Origin of the sequence: Candidatus Nitrosopumilus sp. (assembly GCF_965223225.1) — an archaeon.
In the GTDB taxonomy this organism is placed as follows: Archaea; Thermoproteota; Nitrososphaeria; order Nitrososphaerales; family Nitrosopumilaceae; genus Nitrosopumilus.
This window is the reverse complement of sequence record NZ_CBDCVU010000004.1, coordinates 1,554,608-1,570,941: the sequence shown is the minus strand read 5'-3', so window position 1 is coordinate 1,570,941 and position 16,334 is coordinate 1,554,608. Positions and strand designations below refer to the sequence as shown.

24 protein-coding genes are annotated in these 16,334 nt (G+C 34.8%); 9 read left to right on the top strand and 15 right to left on the bottom strand.

Translation table 11 applies throughout. From position 1 onward, the window contains the following. Positions 1–2 precede the first annotated feature (2 nt). The 5 genes from hsp14 to ACOQN3_RS09925 form a co-directional block, all read right to left on the bottom strand. Positions 3–383 carry an archaeal heat shock protein Hsp14 gene (hsp14, locus tag ACOQN3_RS09945; RefSeq protein WP_420546297.1) on the bottom strand — a complete coding sequence of 127 codons (381 nt, stop codon included), beginning with the start codon at positions 381–383 and terminating at the stop codon, positions 3–5. 223 nt (positions 384–606) lie between these two features. Beyond that, the gene (locus ACOQN3_RS09940; protein ID WP_420546296.1) at positions 607–1,404 is read right to left on the bottom strand and encodes a hypothetical protein; all 798 of its coding nucleotides are present in this window, start codon (positions 1,402–1,404) and stop codon (positions 607–609) included. Then, positions 1,404–1,691 carry a hypothetical protein gene (locus ACOQN3_RS09935; RefSeq protein ID WP_420546295.1) on the bottom strand — a complete coding sequence of 96 codons (288 nt, stop codon included), beginning with the start codon at positions 1,689–1,691 and terminating at the stop codon, positions 1,404–1,406. Before ACOQN3_RS09935 ends, ACOQN3_RS09940 begins: the two co-directional genes overlap by 1 nt. A 146-nt stretch (positions 1,692–1,837) precedes the next feature. After that, positions 1,838–2,152 carry a hypothetical protein gene (locus ACOQN3_RS09930; protein WP_420546294.1) on the bottom strand — a complete coding sequence of 105 codons (315 nt, stop codon included), beginning with the start codon at positions 2,150–2,152 and terminating at the stop codon, positions 1,838–1,840. A 209-nt stretch (positions 2,153–2,361) separates the two neighbouring features. Then, positions 2,362–2,517: a hypothetical protein gene (locus tag ACOQN3_RS09925; protein WP_420546293.1), complete on the bottom strand. Its 156-nt coding sequence runs from the start codon at positions 2,515–2,517 to the stop codon at positions 2,362–2,364. Between the two features lie 227 nt (positions 2,518–2,744). On the opposite strand from ACOQN3_RS09925, the gene ACOQN3_RS09920 reads away from it, so the two are divergent. Next, positions 2,745–3,386 carry a hypothetical protein gene (locus tag ACOQN3_RS09920; protein ID WP_420546292.1) on the top strand — a complete coding sequence of 214 codons (642 nt, stop codon included), beginning with the start codon at positions 2,745–2,747 and terminating at the stop codon, positions 3,384–3,386. Positions 3,387–3,489: 103 nt separating this feature from the next. Here ACOQN3_RS09920 and ACOQN3_RS09915 read toward each other — a convergent pair whose 3' ends face one another. Continuing rightward, entirely contained in the window at positions 3,490–3,933 is a 444-nt protein-coding gene (locus ACOQN3_RS09915; protein WP_420546291.1) for a hypothetical protein, read from the bottom strand. After that, on the bottom strand, positions 3,917–4,045 hold the full coding sequence (locus ACOQN3_RS09910) for a hypothetical protein (protein WP_420546290.1): 129 nt from the start codon (positions 4,043–4,045) through the stop codon (positions 3,917–3,919). The genes ACOQN3_RS09915 and ACOQN3_RS09910 overlap by 17 nt, the downstream gene beginning before the upstream one ends. A 107-nt stretch (positions 4,046–4,152) precedes the next feature. Between ACOQN3_RS09910 and ACOQN3_RS09905 the strand changes: the two genes are divergently transcribed. From ACOQN3_RS09905 to ACOQN3_RS09890, 4 genes are all read left to right on the top strand, one after another. Continuing rightward, positions 4,153–4,839, top strand: a complete 687-nt coding sequence (locus ACOQN3_RS09905; RefSeq protein WP_420546289.1) for a hypothetical protein — start codon at positions 4,153–4,155, stop codon at positions 4,837–4,839. Between the two features lie 6 nt (positions 4,840–4,845). Further along, positions 4,846–6,222 carry an NAD(P)H-binding protein gene (locus ACOQN3_RS09900; RefSeq protein WP_420546288.1) on the top strand — a complete coding sequence of 459 codons (1,377 nt, stop codon included), beginning with the start codon at positions 4,846–4,848 and terminating at the stop codon, positions 6,220–6,222. 112 nt (positions 6,223–6,334) lie between these two features. Continuing rightward, the gene (locus ACOQN3_RS09895; RefSeq protein WP_420546287.1) at positions 6,335–6,514 is read left to right on the top strand and encodes a hypothetical protein; all 180 of its coding nucleotides are present in this window, start codon (positions 6,335–6,337) and stop codon (positions 6,512–6,514) included. Between the two features lie 26 nt (positions 6,515–6,540). Then, positions 6,541–6,915: a hypothetical protein gene (locus tag ACOQN3_RS09890; protein ID WP_420546286.1), complete on the top strand. Its 375-nt coding sequence runs from the start codon at positions 6,541–6,543 to the stop codon at positions 6,913–6,915. A 205-nt stretch (positions 6,916–7,120) separates the two neighbouring features. Here ACOQN3_RS09890 and ACOQN3_RS09885 read toward each other — a convergent pair whose 3' ends face one another. From ACOQN3_RS09885 to ACOQN3_RS09875, 3 genes are all read right to left on the bottom strand, one after another. Next, a complete protein-coding gene (locus ACOQN3_RS09885; RefSeq protein ID WP_420546285.1) occupies positions 7,121–7,561 on the bottom strand; it encodes a hypothetical protein in 441 nt (146 codons plus the stop codon). Positions 7,562–7,801: 240 nt separating this feature from the next. After that, positions 7,802–8,878: a Vms1/Ankzf1 family peptidyl-tRNA hydrolase gene (locus ACOQN3_RS09880; RefSeq protein WP_420546284.1), complete on the bottom strand. Its 1,077-nt coding sequence runs from the start codon at positions 8,876–8,878 to the stop codon at positions 7,802–7,804. Positions 8,879–8,929: 51 nt separating this feature from the next. Continuing rightward, complete coding sequence (locus ACOQN3_RS09875; protein ID WP_420546283.1) at positions 8,930–9,442, bottom strand: hypothetical protein; 513 nt, start codon at positions 9,440–9,442, stop codon at positions 8,930–8,932. Between the two features lie 242 nt (positions 9,443–9,684). On the opposite strand from ACOQN3_RS09875, the gene tmk reads away from it, so the two are divergent. From tmk to pyrH, 3 genes are read left to right on the top strand one after another with little or no spacing between them, the layout of a single operon-like run. Then, the gene (tmk, locus tag ACOQN3_RS09870; RefSeq protein ID WP_420546282.1) at positions 9,685–10,272 is read left to right on the top strand and encodes a dTMP kinase; all 588 of its coding nucleotides are present in this window, start codon (positions 9,685–9,687) and stop codon (positions 10,270–10,272) included. 13 nt (positions 10,273–10,285) lie between these two features. Beyond that, complete coding sequence (locus tag ACOQN3_RS09865) at positions 10,286–11,557, top strand: HD domain-containing protein (RefSeq protein ID WP_420546281.1); 1,272 nt, start codon at positions 10,286–10,288, stop codon at positions 11,555–11,557. After that, positions 11,554–12,240 carry a UMP kinase gene (gene pyrH, locus ACOQN3_RS09860; protein ID WP_420546280.1) on the top strand — a complete coding sequence of 229 codons (687 nt, stop codon included), beginning with the start codon at positions 11,554–11,556 and terminating at the stop codon, positions 12,238–12,240. Before ACOQN3_RS09865 ends, pyrH begins: the two co-directional genes overlap by 4 nt. A 17-nt stretch (positions 12,241–12,257) precedes the next feature. Here the strand turns inward: pyrH and ACOQN3_RS09855 are convergent, their stop codons facing one another. Continuing rightward, complete coding sequence (locus ACOQN3_RS09855) at positions 12,258–12,614, bottom strand: hypothetical protein (protein WP_420546279.1); 357 nt, start codon at positions 12,612–12,614, stop codon at positions 12,258–12,260. Positions 12,615–12,684: 70 nt separating this feature from the next. Here ACOQN3_RS09855 and ACOQN3_RS09850 point away from each other — a divergent pair, with 70 nt between their 5' ends. After that, the gene (locus ACOQN3_RS09850) at positions 12,685–13,269 is read left to right on the top strand and encodes a hypothetical protein (RefSeq protein ID WP_420546278.1); all 585 of its coding nucleotides are present in this window, start codon (positions 12,685–12,687) and stop codon (positions 13,267–13,269) included. A gap of 251 nt (positions 13,270–13,520) precedes the next feature. On the opposite strand, the gene ACOQN3_RS09845 is transcribed toward ACOQN3_RS09850, so the two are convergent. The 4 genes from ACOQN3_RS09845 to ACOQN3_RS09830 are packed head-to-tail and all read right to left on the bottom strand — an operon-like array spanning position 13,521 to position 16,150. Then, positions 13,521–14,168, bottom strand: a complete 648-nt coding sequence (locus tag ACOQN3_RS09845) for a Dna2/Cas4 domain-containing protein (protein ID WP_420546277.1) — start codon at positions 14,166–14,168, stop codon at positions 13,521–13,523. Positions 14,169–14,200: 32 nt separating this feature from the next. Next, positions 14,201–14,440 carry a hypothetical protein gene (locus tag ACOQN3_RS09840; protein ID WP_420546276.1) on the bottom strand — a complete coding sequence of 80 codons (240 nt, stop codon included), beginning with the start codon at positions 14,438–14,440 and terminating at the stop codon, positions 14,201–14,203. A gap of 9 nt (positions 14,441–14,449) precedes the next feature. Next, complete coding sequence (locus tag ACOQN3_RS09835; protein WP_420546275.1) at positions 14,450–15,487, bottom strand: V0D/AC39 family V-type ATPase subunit; 1,038 nt, start codon at positions 15,485–15,487, stop codon at positions 14,450–14,452. 27 nt (positions 15,488–15,514) lie between these two features. Next, positions 15,515–16,150 (bottom strand): hypothetical protein, encoded by a 636-nt coding sequence (locus ACOQN3_RS09830; protein ID WP_420546274.1) that lies wholly within the window; start codon positions 16,148–16,150, stop codon positions 15,515–15,517. Between the last annotated feature and the right edge of the window lie 184 nt (positions 16,151–16,334).

Genomic DNA, 16,334 nt, shown 5'->3' with positions numbered 1-16,334 from the left:
AATTATTCTATTGAAATATCTTTTCCTCTTTTTGTTACGGGAATAACTATCGTTAAAGTTCCGTCTTCATATTTTGCAGAATCTATTTTCTCTTCTCCTTGCTTGATGTCGATTGGCAGTCTAATTTTTTTATCAATTATGTTTGGTCTTTGGTTTGAGATTAGGGATTCGGCTTCCTTTTCGTCAATTTCTTTTTCTGCCTTGATTGATAATATATCCCCGCACAATGTTAGCTTGATATCTTTTTTTGTAAATCCTGGAATATCAATTACTAGTTTGAGTGAGTCTTCTTTGAGGTACATATCCACAGGTGGCAAGACAAACTCGTAGAATTCCCTTGACTTGTTTCCAATTTCCTTTATTACTTCTTTTACCAAGCCCATTTTGTATTAATTTGGTAATTTTTGGTTATAAACCTTTGATGGCAATGCCTTGAGATGAATTCTGTTATGATAATTTTGGTAACAATAGGAATCATTGTAGGTATATTCGTAGTTGTTTCCTCTGCGATTAGAAGAAAGATAAAATGAGGAACTGTTTTAATTATTTTTTATTTTAGCAAGTGAAGATAAAACAAAAATTATTCACACCTATTCAATAAAAAATTCAGGCCCATGCAACAATTCTAGATTCTTTAGAATAAAATCCCAAAAACATACCAAGTGTAATCCTTGAAGTGTCACCTGTTATTTTTGTGACTTCATGATAATAATTTGGATTAATAACAACTAGATCTCCTGCAGAAAATCCTGACAGCTTGCAGAATTCATTATTTTTTACCAGTTCTGAGGAATATCCAAAATCTATATTTCGAAACTTTTCGTCTTCTTTTTTCCATTGCTTGTCATAGATTATCAACTCTCCACCTGCCTCTGATTCCTGTAAATGAAGAACGCAGGATAACTGATAATCAATTCCGCGTACTGCAGCATATTCTTTTCCTTCGTGTCTTACATTGTCTTTGTGGATTGGGATTGATTTTTCTTTCTCATGCATTCGAATTATTACCTGAGAATAATCATTTTGAGATTCAGTAGCAACTGAGACTGAAAAGCCTGGAAAAAGCATGGATATTGCCTTGTAAATTTTCTCTATTGGATTCTCTATTTCCTCAAAGATTTTCCCAATTGTTTTTTGGGCATCTTTTGCAGCCTCAAAATATCTTCTCTTGTCAGTTACATGTTCCATTAGGAATGGGCCCAAATGCAATAATTTGTCATTTTGAAAATTGTTCTTGTTGTAGCTTTTGGTTCTATCAACTATTGTTTGACAATTTTTTTTATCATAAAAATTACGAATTATTATCGCAGGAGGAAGAAGAGAAACCCTAGTCCTGTCTGATAACCCATACAAATCAATTTCATTGCTTACGTGCTGATAGTCAACTACTAGTGGCTTCCACACTAGTATCCACCTGCTCCTGAATGAGATACTTTTGCCAAAAGAACTCCGCTTTCATTTCTTTGATCCACTTCACATTTTAGAAATGAATCAATCACACACATCTTTAATGCATCTTCGTTCCATTCATTTTCATTGTGGGGCAGTCCCGGAAGATCTGCTGAAGTAATGATTACTTCTTCAGAATCAGAGTAATCTTTTTTGTTTCCGTCCTTTCTGTGAGTAACACTAAGAACAAATGAGTTTCTTGACAATATCTTCGAGCCATTTCCCCAAATTATGTCTGTCATAACCTGTTTTGTTTTTTCTAGAATATTAGAGGTGAGGTAAAATTTTTGTCTTGGCACTAGGGCAAAATATTTTTCATAATCTATTTTCTATTTCTTTAACAAGTCAAAGGATAAAATTAAAAATTTTAAATTAACAAAAAAAGAGATTAAGGATTAACCATTTCTAGCTTATCCTGAATCCTATCGTAGTGCCCGTTTTGAGTCATGGCAGGAACATAAAATGTTGCAGAAACTACTTCTCCAACACCTACCTTACAGTCTGACACAATAACGGATTGTCCCATTCTAGATTCTCCAACACAGCCATAATCAGTTACAGCAATGACAGTCACTTCTTCAGTTACTAGAGTTGGAACTATATTCCAAGGAGTAATCGTAAAAACTAGTATCACTGAAGTCGCAGCAGCTATAATGATCCAGAATTGCAGCTGTGGTGTTTTTTTGTATGTTGATTTTTGCATTTCTCCTCAATGCTATTGTACTTTCATTCAATATAACCAAGAGATAAATTTCCAAACTAGTGCCGACAACACAAATCTGACAGCTCCACCTTTTTGTCTTAAAATCCGTGCCTATTTTTCTGAATTGTCCACAAAAGGCCCTGTCTTAATTTTCCTGACTCTTGTGTTTTAGCTGAAATTCTGCTATTTTCTAGTGTTATTTTTTTATCTTATTTCATCTGATCATTGTCTGCTTTTCCTTTTTCAGATTCTTGTATTTTACGTGAGCATGAGAGCATCTCAGATACATTATGCTTGCTTATTTCCTTGTTACATATAGGGCACAATTGATCGCCATCTTTTGCCTTTGGCGGTTCGGACATCATTAAATTAGTTAAAAACAACTTGTTTAAAAAAATAAAAAATTGTCCTAGTTATGATAAATTTCTAAAAGATAAAACAAACAGGACAAATATTTCAATTCAGATTTTGTTCTCACATGGTAACTAAACAAGCAAACAAAAAAGTTAGCACTAGCTTAAATTGTTGAACTTGGTTAAATGCATCTTCTCACTTGTTTTCTTATGAAGAGATGTGTTTTAGGTGAATCTAATTGAGAGGAATTTTTGAATCACTAATAGTATTTGGAGTAATGACGGGGATTCTCTTACCTGCCAGACTTCTTTTTGTTGAGTATGTCTCAGATGATTGGCTTGGATCACTAGGTGTCATTTCTGCAATTTCCATTGTAATTATTGTTCTTGCAAAAAAGAAAAAGCTGGGATTTTTTGGTGTTATGTTTGAAAGACAATTATACAAATTCCATAAAGGTAAGCGTGGCCTTGTAGCATTTGGTGAATCTATCTTCCTACTCTTGGTACTTGGAGGAATGATTTTTGCAATAGAGCAAGGAAATTCTACGTTTTCTCATCTAAAAATGGAAGCCACACAAAATCTTCCTCCTGCAACAGAAAACCCCGAACAAATTCTAAAAATGACTGATAAAATCAATAATCAGGATTGGCTAATGGGCTTTCTGATGACTCCAGTCACATTTGTCACTGAATTTCCCAAGATGAGTGCAATTATTGCATCAATTGACCAAAGACTTGATGGTTGGCTCTTGCATTTTTACACTGTAGGATTTGTTGAATATCTAGAGTTATTTGGAATTTTGGTATTTTATAGAATCTCATATAAGCTCAAGGCCAAACAATTAACAGAGAACTTGCTGTGCTCAAAAGCCCCCATCTAGATTGCACTCTATTTGTAAATTATTTAGAATACAAAACCAATTTAAAAAAATTGAGATTGTAGTGATGATGAAGAAATATTCAAAAGATAATTTTAATCTATTTTTATGCTACTATAACATCCTTCATTCTTTTTGAATAGTCATAACTGTATGTTTTTTGTGGAATTACCTCTATTGCAACCTCGTTTTTAGAATTACCCCTAAGAAATCTTGACAGCATTGATTCTTTTGTACCTAGATACTTTTCGATTAAAGTTTCAAGAATTTCTTCCCCTTTATCATGTAGTGTTTTGACTGTGCCTTCTCCACGCAATCCCTTGTATGGTGGCATGTCACCTGCAATCTCAAAACCACATTTCGGATTTTTTTGAATATAAGAAATCACTTTTGCTGTCTTTTGTACTGCACAATAAATTCTCCCATTTTCATGTGTATACCAAAGGGAAACAACTGTGGGAAACCCATTTGATTTCATAAATGAAATTCTGATTGGAATCTTTTCTTTTGGAATCAGTATTTCCAAATTTTGCTTATCTGGTTTTATCATAGTCACCTACCCCTGATTTTTCTATGACTGATCTGGTGTAACAATGATCACATCCCCAATCTTGGAATTTTTTTCCACAATCATGGCATTTTTGAATTAATATCGAATTCATGAATTATCTTACATTTTTTCATATATCAATAGTGCTCAGAAATAATTCTAGTGGTAACTAGAGAATTTTCAGTCTGAGTTAAAATACTATTTTTCAAAATATCTTTTATGAAAAAGGTTCTAGCCTTGTTGCTTGTTTTAGCAATTGCTTCTGCTTCTCCTGCATATGGGCACAAACTGATTAGCCATGATGACTCTCATCGCAGCCTTGATTCTGCTTTGCATATTCCTGATCACAAGATCTCTTGGGCAATTTATGAGAATTTAGGCGCAGATGAGGCCAAATTTTACACCTTTGATGCCAAAAAAGGAGACTCATTTTATGCAAGCATAGTTATCCCAAAAATTAGCGGATTAGAGGAGTATTCACCATCTCTTCTCCTGATGAGTGATGAAGAAACTATCTCAAATAGTGTCGATTCTGATTCTTTAGAGAAATTCCATTTTAAAACTCAAAAATCACTTTATGAGGGAAAATTTCCTGGAAATGAATTCTACGAGCCATTTGGTCAGGTAACCTATTGGGAAAGACAGGAAATCAAAACCGTTCTCCCATATGACGGAAAATATTTTGTTGTGGTCATGGATGAGAAAAATCAAAGTGGAAAGTACAGTTTAGCCATTGGCACAATTGAAGATTTTTCAGGAGCTGATCTTTTTACCATACTCCCAAAGGCATGGATTGAGACAAAGCTGTTTGTAAATGATTACCTTTCAATCGCAATTTTCTTTTCGATAATTTCCATAATACTTATCATTCCAATCTATTTTATTATCCACAAAAGAAAAGAGTAATTGGAAATGTCTCAACAGTCAACTGATTCTGCATCAAAAAATAAACCATACAGTATAATGGTTACAGGCGCAACTGGATTTATTGGATCCCGTTTAATATCTCACCTTGCAAACCTAGGATATACTGTAAAGGGAATGTCACGAAAAAATATTCCAGACACTAAAAATGTAAAATATGTTCAAGCCGACGTGTTTGATGTATCTCAATTAGAAAATGCACTTGCAGGAGTTGATGTTGCATATTATCTGCTTCATTCCATGGAAGGTAACAAGGATCACTGGAAGGAATTTGCATCCCGTGAAAAAATTCAAGCTCAGAATTTTCTAAAGGCTGCATCCAAGGCTGGAGTAAAAAGAATCATCTATCTTGGAGGTTTGGTAAATGACAGTCTTGAACTATCTCCACATATGCAAAGCAGAAAAGAAGTTGGAGAAATTCTTGCATCCGGCGATATTCCTGTAACAGAACTGCGTGCATCTTTGATTATTGGCGCCCAAGGAGGTTCCTATGCAATGTTGAGATATCTGGTTGAGAGACTTCCTGTCATGGTGTGTCCATCGTGGGTAAAGTCACTTGCACAGCCAATTGCAGTTGATGATGTAATAGAATATCTTTCTGGATGTATGATACACCAAGAAACTGCCGGAAAAATCTATGAGATTGGAGGAAAGGACAAGCTTACCTACGAGGAACTCATGCGTGTATATGCCCACTATCTGAACAAAAACTTGTTTGTAATTGAGATTCCCTTTCTTACTACCAGACTATCATCATATTGGGTTGATCTCATAACGCCTGTAAAGGCATCGTTAGCCAGGCCACTAATTGATAGCCTGGTTCATGATACCGTAGTCACTAATGATTCTATTACCAAGATCATTCCGTTAAAACTAAAGTCAGTAAGAGACGCCATAGATATTGCAACCAATGAAATTAGAGATAATCCTCCAGACATTCCTATACGAGAAGAGCGTACTGGTTTCAAAATCAACCAAAAACTACTGCTTGTGTCATTAATTGCAATGGCACTTGTTGGAACGACATATTATTGGTTAGATGATCGAACCGAACTTTATGAGCCTCTTTGGATTTTGGCAGGAGTCTTTTGGTACATTACAATAATTGCAGCAATAGTTTTTGTCAAGAATAAAACAAGATTGGGATTTCTTATTGCAGGAATACTGTCATGGATAACCTTGGCCTTTTGGCTCTTTGACAACTTTTATTTTGTTTTTGAGACATCCTTGATAATTGATAAGCCAAATGAGCTAATAACAATCAGGAATTTTGTATGGGCTGCACTATCTGTCATAGCTGTAATTGCGTCTCATAATACCTTTCACAAAATAATTGATTATCAATACAAAGGAAGACCAATATGATTTCCGAATTTATTTAATTTGGTTTTTTCAAAAATTATCTAGTTTGTAAGAATTGTTGGCACTATTGAATTTTTTTATTTATAATTAAATATTATTTTTAACAATACTGTTTATGACTCAAAGGTATTCAATCAGAAAAGAATTATTGGCAGACTGTCCTAACTGCAGACAACCCTCCTTAATTCTACTAAAATCCATATCAGGAAAACAAAGCGAAGACTTGTTGGCATGCAAAAGTTGCAAGCTAGTGATCTTCTCTGACGATCTAAAGAAAAAATTGTTTACCGTTTGAGGAAGAAAAAAGAGGAGATATAGAAAATGCCACACGTAGTTTTTGACAAAGAAATTGATCTTGAATGCTTTTCTAAGGAATTCAGTGAGTTAATCCAAACAAAACCTATCCTGATAAAGTTGCTAGATGTGTTTCTTGACAGAAAAAAACGGATTGCACTTGTTCCTGCAGTTGTAATTGACAAACTGCATCAACAATTTCTAATTGAAGTCACAACTAGAAAGGACAAAACAACTGTTAGGCTGTTTCCCGGAACGGATCCAGAAAAAACTGATGGCGTTAAAATGTCATTGGGATTGACTGCAAAAATGATTTCTGAAATGAATCCAGATCACAAAATCACAAAGACAAACATTGAGGATTTCTTATCTGCTGATGCCTCAAAAATAGTACTAACATAGCAGGTTTTACCACTAGTATGAATTATGAACATTAGTTAAATACGATAACTCCAAAGATTACTTGAAAGGTTCGGCTGTCACCTGATAACCCCCGTTGCAGGTCTTAAGCCATTGATGAGACCAAAGTCGCCTTCCCACCATTGGAATCTGTGTGAAACTGTTGCCATAATACTATCAGTTTTTGGCCTTAAGTTTTAGTAACCTTTCATCTTTTTTCATTATTTTCAAGTGACTTGTTGATTTGTGATAATGTCTTTGCATATGATTCCATCATGACGTGAAAGTATTTGTCAAATGATTCAATTGCAGAGGTTTTCATCTTGATGTATTCATCAAAAAATTTTGCACTCGAATTGATGCTTTGGATGTAATTGTTCCTTACAATTTCAGAATTTTCCTTAATTTGTTTTAGAATTCCTTGATCTATGTTGAGTTTGTCAAAGAATTCTTTTTCTGCAATGTAGCATGTGCCAAAAATATCGTCAAGCAAGTGCAGATACTTTGTGTACAAATCTGAATAGCTTTGAAAAAATATAGGCATCTTTGATTCTGTTTCTTTAATCATCTTTGATGTGTCTTCTTTCATAATGTCACAAAAAGAAATCCCTTTTTCTTCTTCTTGTTTAATTTTATTTTCTTCTTCCATGGTTTACATATGTCTCTATAGAATTTAACTAATTAACCAAAAATCAATTTTTTTATTGTAATTTAGCTTTTTTAGAATAACAATAGATGGCTGTGAGGCTCTGGGTCGGAAAAGAAACCTCCAGCCTACCTATTATGGTATGCTTATACTGCTTTAACATAAAAAGAAAGCGTAGAAATTATCTTCAAGATTCAAATGTTTTCTAATGTACATTCCCAAAAAATTTTTTTATCATTACCTTTACTTGTAGCGCAACAGTGCCAATACATGGTCATAGTCTACAAGTTTTGCAACCAGCCTTGGATTTGTGACAAACTCCACTGTTGATGATGTGTCTTTTGCAAGCTCAATCATCTTGATTATCTTTTGATTTGTTGGAGAAGAGTGGTAATAGTTTGCCGAAACCAACAACGTGTCTACTGCACCTCTCTCAAGTGCCTTTTGTATTCTGGAATTATTTTTTAGGACTAGCCCCTCTTTTACCGCAGATTCAAATTTTGCAGTGACCTCAAGAACGTGCTTTTTTCTGTAATCATAAAGATGCTTTATTATCTTCTTGTTCTGCTCATTTACGTTGGTTCCAAACGAAATGCCCTCGATGAAACGACACTTCTTTTTTAGCTCAGAGTTTAACTCATCATGAAACTCTATCTTTGCAGTACCTATTCCTCCAATAAACAAGATTTCAACGTCATTTGAGTCCAAATTCTCAATCTTTTTTGCTATTCTCTTAAAAAATCCCTGAATGAATGTCTGTCGTGCACGTAGGAATCTCTTCTGACTTTGGCCTCCCTTTTTGTGTCTTCCCTGCAAGTTAATGCTGAGTCTTTGCTCTTCTAAGACTCTGTCTCCTTGCATATGTCGTATGCGTGCAGACTTGTTGTCAAGAATTACTAGAATAATCTGATAGTTGGATTTTAGAATGTCTTGAAATGGTTTTACAAACGGTCTTTTGCCTGCAAGATACACAAACGGAAGCTTCTTTGAAATTCCAATCTCCTTGAGTGTTGTCTTTCCATTTGAATGCCAGCCAAAAATGCAGTGAGTATTGATGAATCTGTCTTTTGATTTTGTCTTTGTATTGCTGTTGTTTTTTGCAATTTCTCTCTCAATTGCAGATTCAATTTTTTCTAGCCTTTCATTTCTTTTTGTTTTTCTGAGAAGATGAATTGTTTGTGCATCATTGCCATGAGGATAATAAAGCGAGATGAATGATGAATCTGCCTTTTGAGATTTTAATTCCTGCACAAATCTGTTAATAGAATACCACTCAACAGGTGTGACTTCAGACTGGTTGAAATTTTTTAATTGCTGCATTTTGTTTTTTTGTATGCAATACCCTAACTAAGGATTTCTTTTCTTGGCTTTTCATTTGTTTTTGTGCAGTCTGTCCGATTCTATTATCCTTTTTACTTTCGCTGAATTCTCATTACTCATGCTTATTGTCTGACCCCACAGCACATATCTTTCCTCATACCCATTTTCTTTTAGAAAATCATTTACTTTTTTCATTACCCTGTCATAGCTTGTCTTTTCAGTTGATTCTAACTTTACCAAAATCTGCATTGTCTTTATGTCAATTTCATTTACCATTTTTTCAATCAACATCCAATCTCCAAGCGATTCAGTCTTTTCCATCTTCTCCATCAGTCTTACCCGCCTTGCCTCAAGTCTGCAGAAGATCTTGTTTATCCAATCAATGCCCGATGTTCTGTCTTCATCTTTCTGTATTTGACCGTACCAAAACGAAATGTTCGAGTTTACAGTGTTTCTGTTTGCCTTGATCATCGTTGCAATCTTTCTAGCAGAGTAACCATACTCAAAATGCAATTTGTAGACTGTCTCTTCTTGTTTTCTTTTGATGTGATGGCTGTGGCCCACATTTTGTGTTATGCTTGCCTGAATTGCACAATTTTGGCATAGTTTGGCACAGTTTTTGCTCTTCTTCTAAAAATTCTCTAGGGATTTGCAGATATTCGGACATTTTATCATATTGTATTTGGGTTTGAGACTTTTAGGCTCTGTGTTACCAATGTTATCAACTGTTAACTGTTTTCTGTATTGTAGAAACGTAGTAGGCTTGATAGATTTTTAATTAATTGGATTCTCTGTATTGATAACTTATGATAATTGTAATTGAGGGCGGCGACCAGGCAGGCAAGCTAACCCAATCAAAGATGCTGGAAAGAGCCCTGAAAAAAAGAAAACTCAAAACAAAACTTTTCCATTTTCCTGATTATCAAACCCCAATAGGAAAAGAGATTAGGCAATATCTAGACGGAAAAAGAAAATTTCCACCACAGGTAATCCATTGTCTTTTGTCTGCAAACAGATGGGAAAAGCTAGATCAGATAAAGGCAGCACAAGAAAAAAATTCAGTTCTAATCATGAATCGATATTATCATTCAAATCTGGTTTATGGCATAGCAAACGGCTTGAAACAAAAGTGGTTGGAGAGTCTTGATGCAGGTTTGCCCAAGTCCGACATTGTAATATTACTTGATGTGACGCAAAAAGAATCCTTTAGCAGACAGAAAAAGAACAGAGACAAGTTTGAAAAAAATGAACAATTCCTAAGAAAGATATCAAAATTATACCAGACCACCGCAAAGCAAAAACGTTGGAAAATTATTGATGCATCAAAGCCTAAACAGCAAGTGCATGAAGAAATTATGAAGACCTTCTCACAGAAATTCTCTAAACTAGGATGATGATAATCATATCATGACTGTTGCTGCAAAAAGAAGAAGAAGAAAAGCCAATCATCTAGTAGACATAATTGATCCAATTCATGACTTTATTCAGGTAAACAAAACCGAACTTGCAATTATTGACAATCCAATATTTCAGAGACTGCGAAGAATAAGACAACTTTCAGGTGCACATCTTACATATCCTGCAGCCCAACACACTAGATTTGAGCATTCCTTGGGTGTGATGCACATAGCAGGTCAGGCAGGCCAAAGTCTTCATGAGAAGGGATTACTAAATTCCTATGATGATATCGCTATTCTCAGACTTGCAGGACTACTTCATGATATTGGCCATGGTCCTTTCTCTCATCTGTTTGAGGAGATAATTCAAGAAAAAAAAATTTCACACGAGGATTTTGGTCGCGAGATCATCCTAAAGTCTGAAATCCAAGATCTTTTGTCAAGGGACGGCTTTGATTCTAAAATAATTGCCAGTATAGCATTTGGAGAATCAAAATTTCAATATCTAAATGAAATAGTATCAGGCGCATTGAGTGCAGACATGATGGACTATCTATTGCGAGATGGCTATTTTACAGGAGCAGAACATGCAAAAATTGATCACAAGAGAATTACCCAGTCACTTGATATTCACAAAAATAAATTGGCACTTGAGCGCTCTGCTCTGTATTCTTTTGAGTCTATGATGCATTCCAGATACCAGATGTTCAAGGCAGTTTACTTTCATAAAACTGTAAGAGCAGCGGAAGTAATGTTGCTTGAGGCCTTGCGATTGTCTGATGATGAATTTGGGTTTACTACATTTAATCTAGATGAGTATGTCAAACTAACTGATGAATCTGTTTTGTCTGCTTTGATTTCATCAAAATCATCAAAGCTAAGGCGCGCTAAACAATTTGCAGAAGACTATCAAAATAGAAAATTACTGAAGTGCGTTTTTGAGAGAATATTGACAGGCAGAACAAATCTAAAAAAGACCAGAACAGCTGAATTGAGGTCTGCAATATCAAAAAAATCCAACATAGATGAAACTGAGATATTTGTTGACAGTTCCGTCACTCCTTCGATTCCTCTTGCTCCATCAAAAAACGAATCAAAGTCAATAATTCTTACATCCTATGATAAAAATGGGAAATACACGTCCAAAGAGATGCCAATTTCACAAATCCCAGTCGTATCTACAATTTCTGGATTCATGAATATCCTTAGAATCTACACCCATCAAAAGAATAGAAAAAAAGTTGAAATTGCCGCAAAATCCATTATCGGTGACCTCAAATGAAAAAGAGAATTGTGATAAAATTATCAGGGCGAGTCTTTGGCATGGATAATGTCAAAGTTCTCAAGGATTACGCAGCATTTCTAGTTAGAATAAGCAAAGTATGTCAACCTGTTGTAATTGCTGGAGGCGGAAATATAGCAAGACACTACATCTCTCATGCAAGGTCCTCAGGTGCTGACGAGTCTACACTTGACGAACTTGGAATAGAGATCTCAAGACTAAATGCCAAACTGTTGATTTATGCACTAAAAAACAAAGCATATGCCCATCCTCCAACAACTCTACAGGAGATAAGACATGCAGTAGATGACGGACTGATAGTGGTTGCAGGGGGTTTACATCCAGGTCAAAGTACAAACGGAACTGCTGCCCTCATTGCTGAAAAAATTGGTGCAGAACAATTTCTTAACGCAACTGATGTAGATGGCGTATATGACATGGATCCAAACAAGTTCAAAAAGGCAAAAAAATTCAAACGAATCAAGCTAAAAAATCTCAAAAATATGTTAGTACATGAGGATTCTGTCGCAGGAGGATATGATCTGATGGATATTGTAGCTCTTAAGATAATTGAGCGCTCAAAAATCAAAACAAGAATTCTCAAGGCAAATACCAAGACCATAGAAAAAGCTATCAAAGGTGATAGCGATGTTGGAACCGAAATAGTCCTCCCTTCAAAGTAGAATCGTTTTTTCTTTCTTTAACCTGATATTTCATTTTGTATGGTTGGTCTTGTTTCTGACCATATCTGGATCTCTTTTCCTGGATATTCGGGCATTCCTGAATCTACGAGTTTTTTGTAAATTGCCAATGCCTCTTCTTTTTCTAATGCCTTTGATTGAGCTTTGGTAAATCCATCTTTATCTACAATTATTGCCACGGTTCCCTCTGCAGATTCTATCACTGCAGTAAAGTCTTCTTCTCCTACTGGCTGAAAATCTCCTCCTACTTTCTTTGTAGTTAATGTCAACATTCCAAATCCAGCTGCTTCAAACATCTTCATCTGCGATTTTCCTGCTATCTGTTTTCCTTTTTGTACTGCCTGAAAATACTGCATGATATTTTCTCTCTGCAATGGTATAATAACTATCTCAACCTTTAAGAAATCTGGAGAGAATGCAAAAATAATGAATCCTAAAATTTTTGTAGGAATAGCAATAGTTGGCCTGATTGCAGTACTTGGTGGGATTCTTTTAATGGGTTCTTCTGTAACAATTGAACCTCAAACAAACAATTCTGTTACAGATGACCAGAACGTAAATGAAAGTAAAGTTCCAACTGTTTCACAAGCACTCCCACTCCAAATCGAATTAGATGACATATCTGTCCCAAAAATTTCAGAAAGAACTGCAACCATTGAACTTGCGTTTAAAATCTCAAATCCTAATGAGCGATCGATGATAGTTCAGGTCATGGATTATCAATTATTTGAGACCGGATATTCTGAAACTGAACAACTTTCAGGAGGCCAGATTGGCAATAGGCCTGAAGGTATGGTTGAGTTTGGTTCAAACTACTACACTCTGCTTGGTGAAAATTCCATTTTTCTTAGGGATAAGATTGTCCTAAAAAATACTGGAAACACCCCCGAATTGTGGTCTGCCCTTGAAGATGGTACAGCTAAATGGAAAGTTTCAGGCGATGTTTTCTATAATTTGAGTTCCATGACCAGTGGACAGGAAAATGAACTTCACTTTGAATTTACAAAGTGATGAAAGTATCATGATTTTATGAAATTACAATAGTTTATTTTTTTGATAAAATTACTAACAAAATTATAAAAGGACGTATAGTTGATTTTTATCAAATGGCAGAAGCAGGTATGGCCGCATTTGGCACAGCAATTGGAATGGGTATTGCACTAGCAGTAGTGTGCTTTGCTCTTCGTGGTAAAGGACATCCAGAACCCTTAGAATAAAAAACCAAGTTTGTTTATCAATCCGTGTTTTTCACTACGATAGACTTAACTTTTCTTACTAAATCCTAGTATTTCTGATAATGTTATTGTTTTTGTATTCTTCTTTTTTGTAAAGCACTTTTCATAATATTGGCAAGAGCTGCATTGCTCTGATGGTTCTAATATTGGTGTCTTTTTTTCCTTTAAAAGATTGTTTAAGACCCTGACTCTTCGTATTACTTCTTCAAACATTTTTTTATTGCGTGTTAAGGAAAATGTGATCTCTTTTCTGTCTCCTGTGATGTACACTATCATTCCATCCTGCTTGTCATATATCCACATACATGCATTAAGATACAACACATCATTTGCAAACGGTGACTCTAATTCTTCCTTGGCTGAACGAAATAGCAAGATAGAATCATCTGCAATCATATCTGCTTGTCCTCTTAGAATTATCTCATCAATAGCAAAATCTTTTGGCTCACTACCGTATTGCATCTTTCTTAGCAGTCCTGACAACAGGTCATTGAACCCACTCCTTTCGATCTCTTGGGGTTCTACACGATCATAGTATGATCTACGCAGACATTGAACAACTTCATTCAAATGGATATTTTGAATATTTTCTGTATCAATGGAAACTTCTAATTCTCTTCCGATTGAACTAATTGCATTTTTTACGATACTATGAAAATCGCGGTCTCCCATCATGCACATCGTCATCTCCTGTTATTCTTATCATCTCAATTCATCATCTTGGTTATTGCTTTTGATATCTTTCCCGAAAAACCAAGAATGACAAAATGGATTCCAAACCCGACTATAGCTCCAATAACAAGTTCTTCTGTGTACAAGTAAATTCCAAGAAATATCCCCAATGGAGGAAGTGTAAAGATCATCGCTAGAAAGGAACTGACCCATATTGTATTTACCAGATTTTCTGCAGATACTTCATTTTTTTCTTTTTTAGAAAATCCGATCATTGTTGATCTCTATTCTTCTTCTAAAATTAGCTTTGACATTGTAGTTTCAGTTGGTATTTTTTGTTCAATTGCAAAAGCAATAGCTGCTAAATTTCTAACCTCAAACGAAGTTAGTTTGGTAATTCCTACAATGTTTGCAAAACTAAACATCTTTGTAAATGACTTGCGTGATGCATCATAGATCATCATTTCAAATCCTCTCTCAAATTCTGCGATTGCATCCAAATCATTTTCTGCCTGTGGGATCAAGTTTTTGTATTTTGTATTTGATAGCTCGTTGAATGCATCTCGCAATGTGGATGCAGCCATCATTCTTCCAAACAACTCTTTTGAAGTTGGACCCGTGTTGATTATCAAATCCTCAATCTGATCTTCTTGTAACTCCCAAAATTTTCCTCTTATGATGCTTAGTATATTGTAAAAATCAATATCCATTGCAACTAGTTTAGTAGATTCTTTGTCTGAATAATTTTTCATAGAACCTGCCAAGTATTGGTATAATATTTTGTCAAAATATGTGTCAAATATCTGAAGATTCTTTTTCTCATTATACAGTGCAGCAGCTTTGGATATCTCTTCTCCAAATTTTACGGAATTAAAACTGGCAACAGCTTCTTCCAAATCTTTTGCTACTAGTGCTTTTACTACAATATCTCTCTGTTTGATTAATTCTTCTGCATGTAGATTCACATGAGATTCGATATCTTCTTGTGGTTTTCCTAAAACTTTACCTTTTAAAATTAATTTTAGATTTGAAATAATGAATTTCATATAATATGCTTCTAGTACTCCAGATCTTCCTGATGTTTTTGAAATTGAATAATGAACATCTGCTAGCTGATTTCTTAGAGCCGACTCAATTTTTTGTGAGGTATATGGCTTTTGAATATCTGCTACTGCATTGGCATAAATGGTATTCTTGATCCTAGTTACCAACTCTTCCATGTCTCTGGACTCTGCAAGAGTCTGAAAATCGCTTTTTGTCAGTAATTTGCCTCTTTTACTGTATGCCTTAACTGAAGCATAGACATTTTTTGAACCGCCCATTTACTGAAAATCCGATTTAAATAGATTTTAATGTTTAGAATCAATCCTTGACAATATTTCTAGTACCTTCTCTTGTTCTTCTTTGCTGATAGCCAACATTGATCTAAGAAAATCAAGATCGCATGTTAGTTTTTGACTAGAGGTCTGACTGAATTTCTTAGACTTTATTGGCAATATTTCTTCCCTGTTGACACAATTCATGGATATGTAATTTTCAATCAACAAAAAACACAATTCCTGGTTTGTCTCGTATAATGAATTCAGGTCTGCTCCTAAATTTGTTTCATCGGTATATTCTCTAAAATCGATATCGATTTTGTCGCCTATTCCAAATAACAACAATTTTCCAATTTTTGTAAGCTTGTAGTAACCAGTACCTTCCTTTTGTAAGAGTCTTGGTCCTCTTCTTACTGGTATCTTGCCTTCTTCCTCGATTATTCTTTGTGGTAAGAAGATTTTTTCAATATCTTCGTAAACTCCAGAGTAGGAATTTTTCCACGATTGCTCGTTTTCTATGCCTACCTTCTTAGAAATTTCTACTTTTGTTCTTTGATCGGGTACACTTGACCCACCAATTATCTTAATAATTTTTCTCTGGCGTTTTGCCTTACCAGTTAATTGGTTTGACATTTTAAACGTGTCAAAGATAGATATTTCCAACATCTACAAAATCCGAATTTTATAGGATCAATAAATTGTTAATCTCTATAGAACATGAATTGTATTAGTAACATATTTTTTTAAAAAAAATTAATAATGCTTTTAAAGAGATATGGTTTACGGAGACAGATGAAAAATCAGAACGTAACTTTACTAGGTTTGAAAAAGAAAAATGTAACTTTACTCG

Bases quoted from the DNA above. Each gene is read 5' to 3' on its own strand.
- hsp14 (WP_420546297.1), bottom strand. From the start codon at position 383: ATGGGCTTGGTAAAAGAAGTAATAAAGGAAATTGGAAACAAGTCAAGG.
- ACOQN3_RS09935 (WP_420546295.1), bottom strand. From the start codon at position 1,691: ATGACAGACATAATTTGGGGAAATGGCTCGAAGATATTGTCAAGAAAC.
- ACOQN3_RS09930 (WP_420546294.1), bottom strand. From the start codon at position 2,152: ATGCAAAAATCAACATACAAAAAAACACCACAGCTGCAATTCTGGATC.
- ACOQN3_RS09925 (WP_420546293.1), bottom strand. From the start codon at position 2,517: ATGATGTCCGAACCGCCAAAGGCAAAAGATGGCGATCAATTGTGCCCT.
- ACOQN3_RS09915 (WP_420546291.1), bottom strand. From the start codon at position 3,933: ATGATAAAACCAGATAAGCAAAATTTGGAAATACTGATTCCAAAAGAA.
- ACOQN3_RS09910 (WP_420546290.1), bottom strand. From the start codon at position 4,045: ATGAATTCGATATTAATTCAAAAATGCCATGATTGTGGAAAAAAATTC.
- ACOQN3_RS09905 (WP_420546289.1), top strand. From the start codon at position 4,153: ATGAAAAAGGTTCTAGCCTTGTTGCTTGTTTTAGCAATTGCTTCTGCT.
- ACOQN3_RS09900 (WP_420546288.1), top strand. From the start codon at position 4,846: ATGTCTCAACAGTCAACTGATTCTGCATCAAAAAATAAACCATACAGT.
- ACOQN3_RS09895 (WP_420546287.1), top strand. From the start codon at position 6,335: ATGACTCAAAGGTATTCAATCAGAAAAGAATTATTGGCAGACTGTCCT.
- ACOQN3_RS09890 (WP_420546286.1), top strand. From the start codon at position 6,541: ATGCCACACGTAGTTTTTGACAAAGAAATTGATCTTGAATGCTTTTCT.
- ACOQN3_RS09885 (WP_420546285.1), bottom strand. From the start codon at position 7,561: ATGGAAGAAGAAAATAAAATTAAACAAGAAGAAGAAAAAGGGATTTCT.
- ACOQN3_RS09880 (WP_420546284.1), bottom strand. From the start codon at position 8,878: ATGCAGCAATTAAAAAATTTCAACCAGTCTGAAGTCACACCTGTTGAG.
- tmk (WP_420546282.1), top strand. From the start codon at position 9,685: ATGATAATTGTAATTGAGGGCGGCGACCAGGCAGGCAAGCTAACCCAA.
- ACOQN3_RS09865 (WP_420546281.1), top strand. From the start codon at position 10,286: ATGACTGTTGCTGCAAAAAGAAGAAGAAGAAAAGCCAATCATCTAGTA.
- pyrH (WP_420546280.1), top strand. From the start codon at position 11,554: ATGAAAAAGAGAATTGTGATAAAATTATCAGGGCGAGTCTTTGGCATG.
- ACOQN3_RS09855 (WP_420546279.1), bottom strand. From the start codon at position 12,614: ATGCAGTATTTTCAGGCAGTACAAAAAGGAAAACAGATAGCAGGAAAA.
- ACOQN3_RS09850 (WP_420546278.1), top strand. From the start codon at position 12,685: ATGAATCCTAAAATTTTTGTAGGAATAGCAATAGTTGGCCTGATTGCA.
- ACOQN3_RS09845 (WP_420546277.1), bottom strand. From the start codon at position 14,168: ATGATGGGAGACCGCGATTTTCATAGTATCGTAAAAAATGCAATTAGT.
- ACOQN3_RS09840 (WP_420546276.1), bottom strand. From the start codon at position 14,440: ATGATCGGATTTTCTAAAAAAGAAAAAAATGAAGTATCTGCAGAAAAT.
- ACOQN3_RS09835 (WP_420546275.1), bottom strand. From the start codon at position 15,487: ATGGGCGGTTCAAAAAATGTCTATGCTTCAGTTAAGGCATACAGTAAA.
- ACOQN3_RS09830 (WP_420546274.1), bottom strand. From the start codon at position 16,150: ATGTTGGAAATATCTATCTTTGACACGTTTAAAATGTCAAACCAATTA.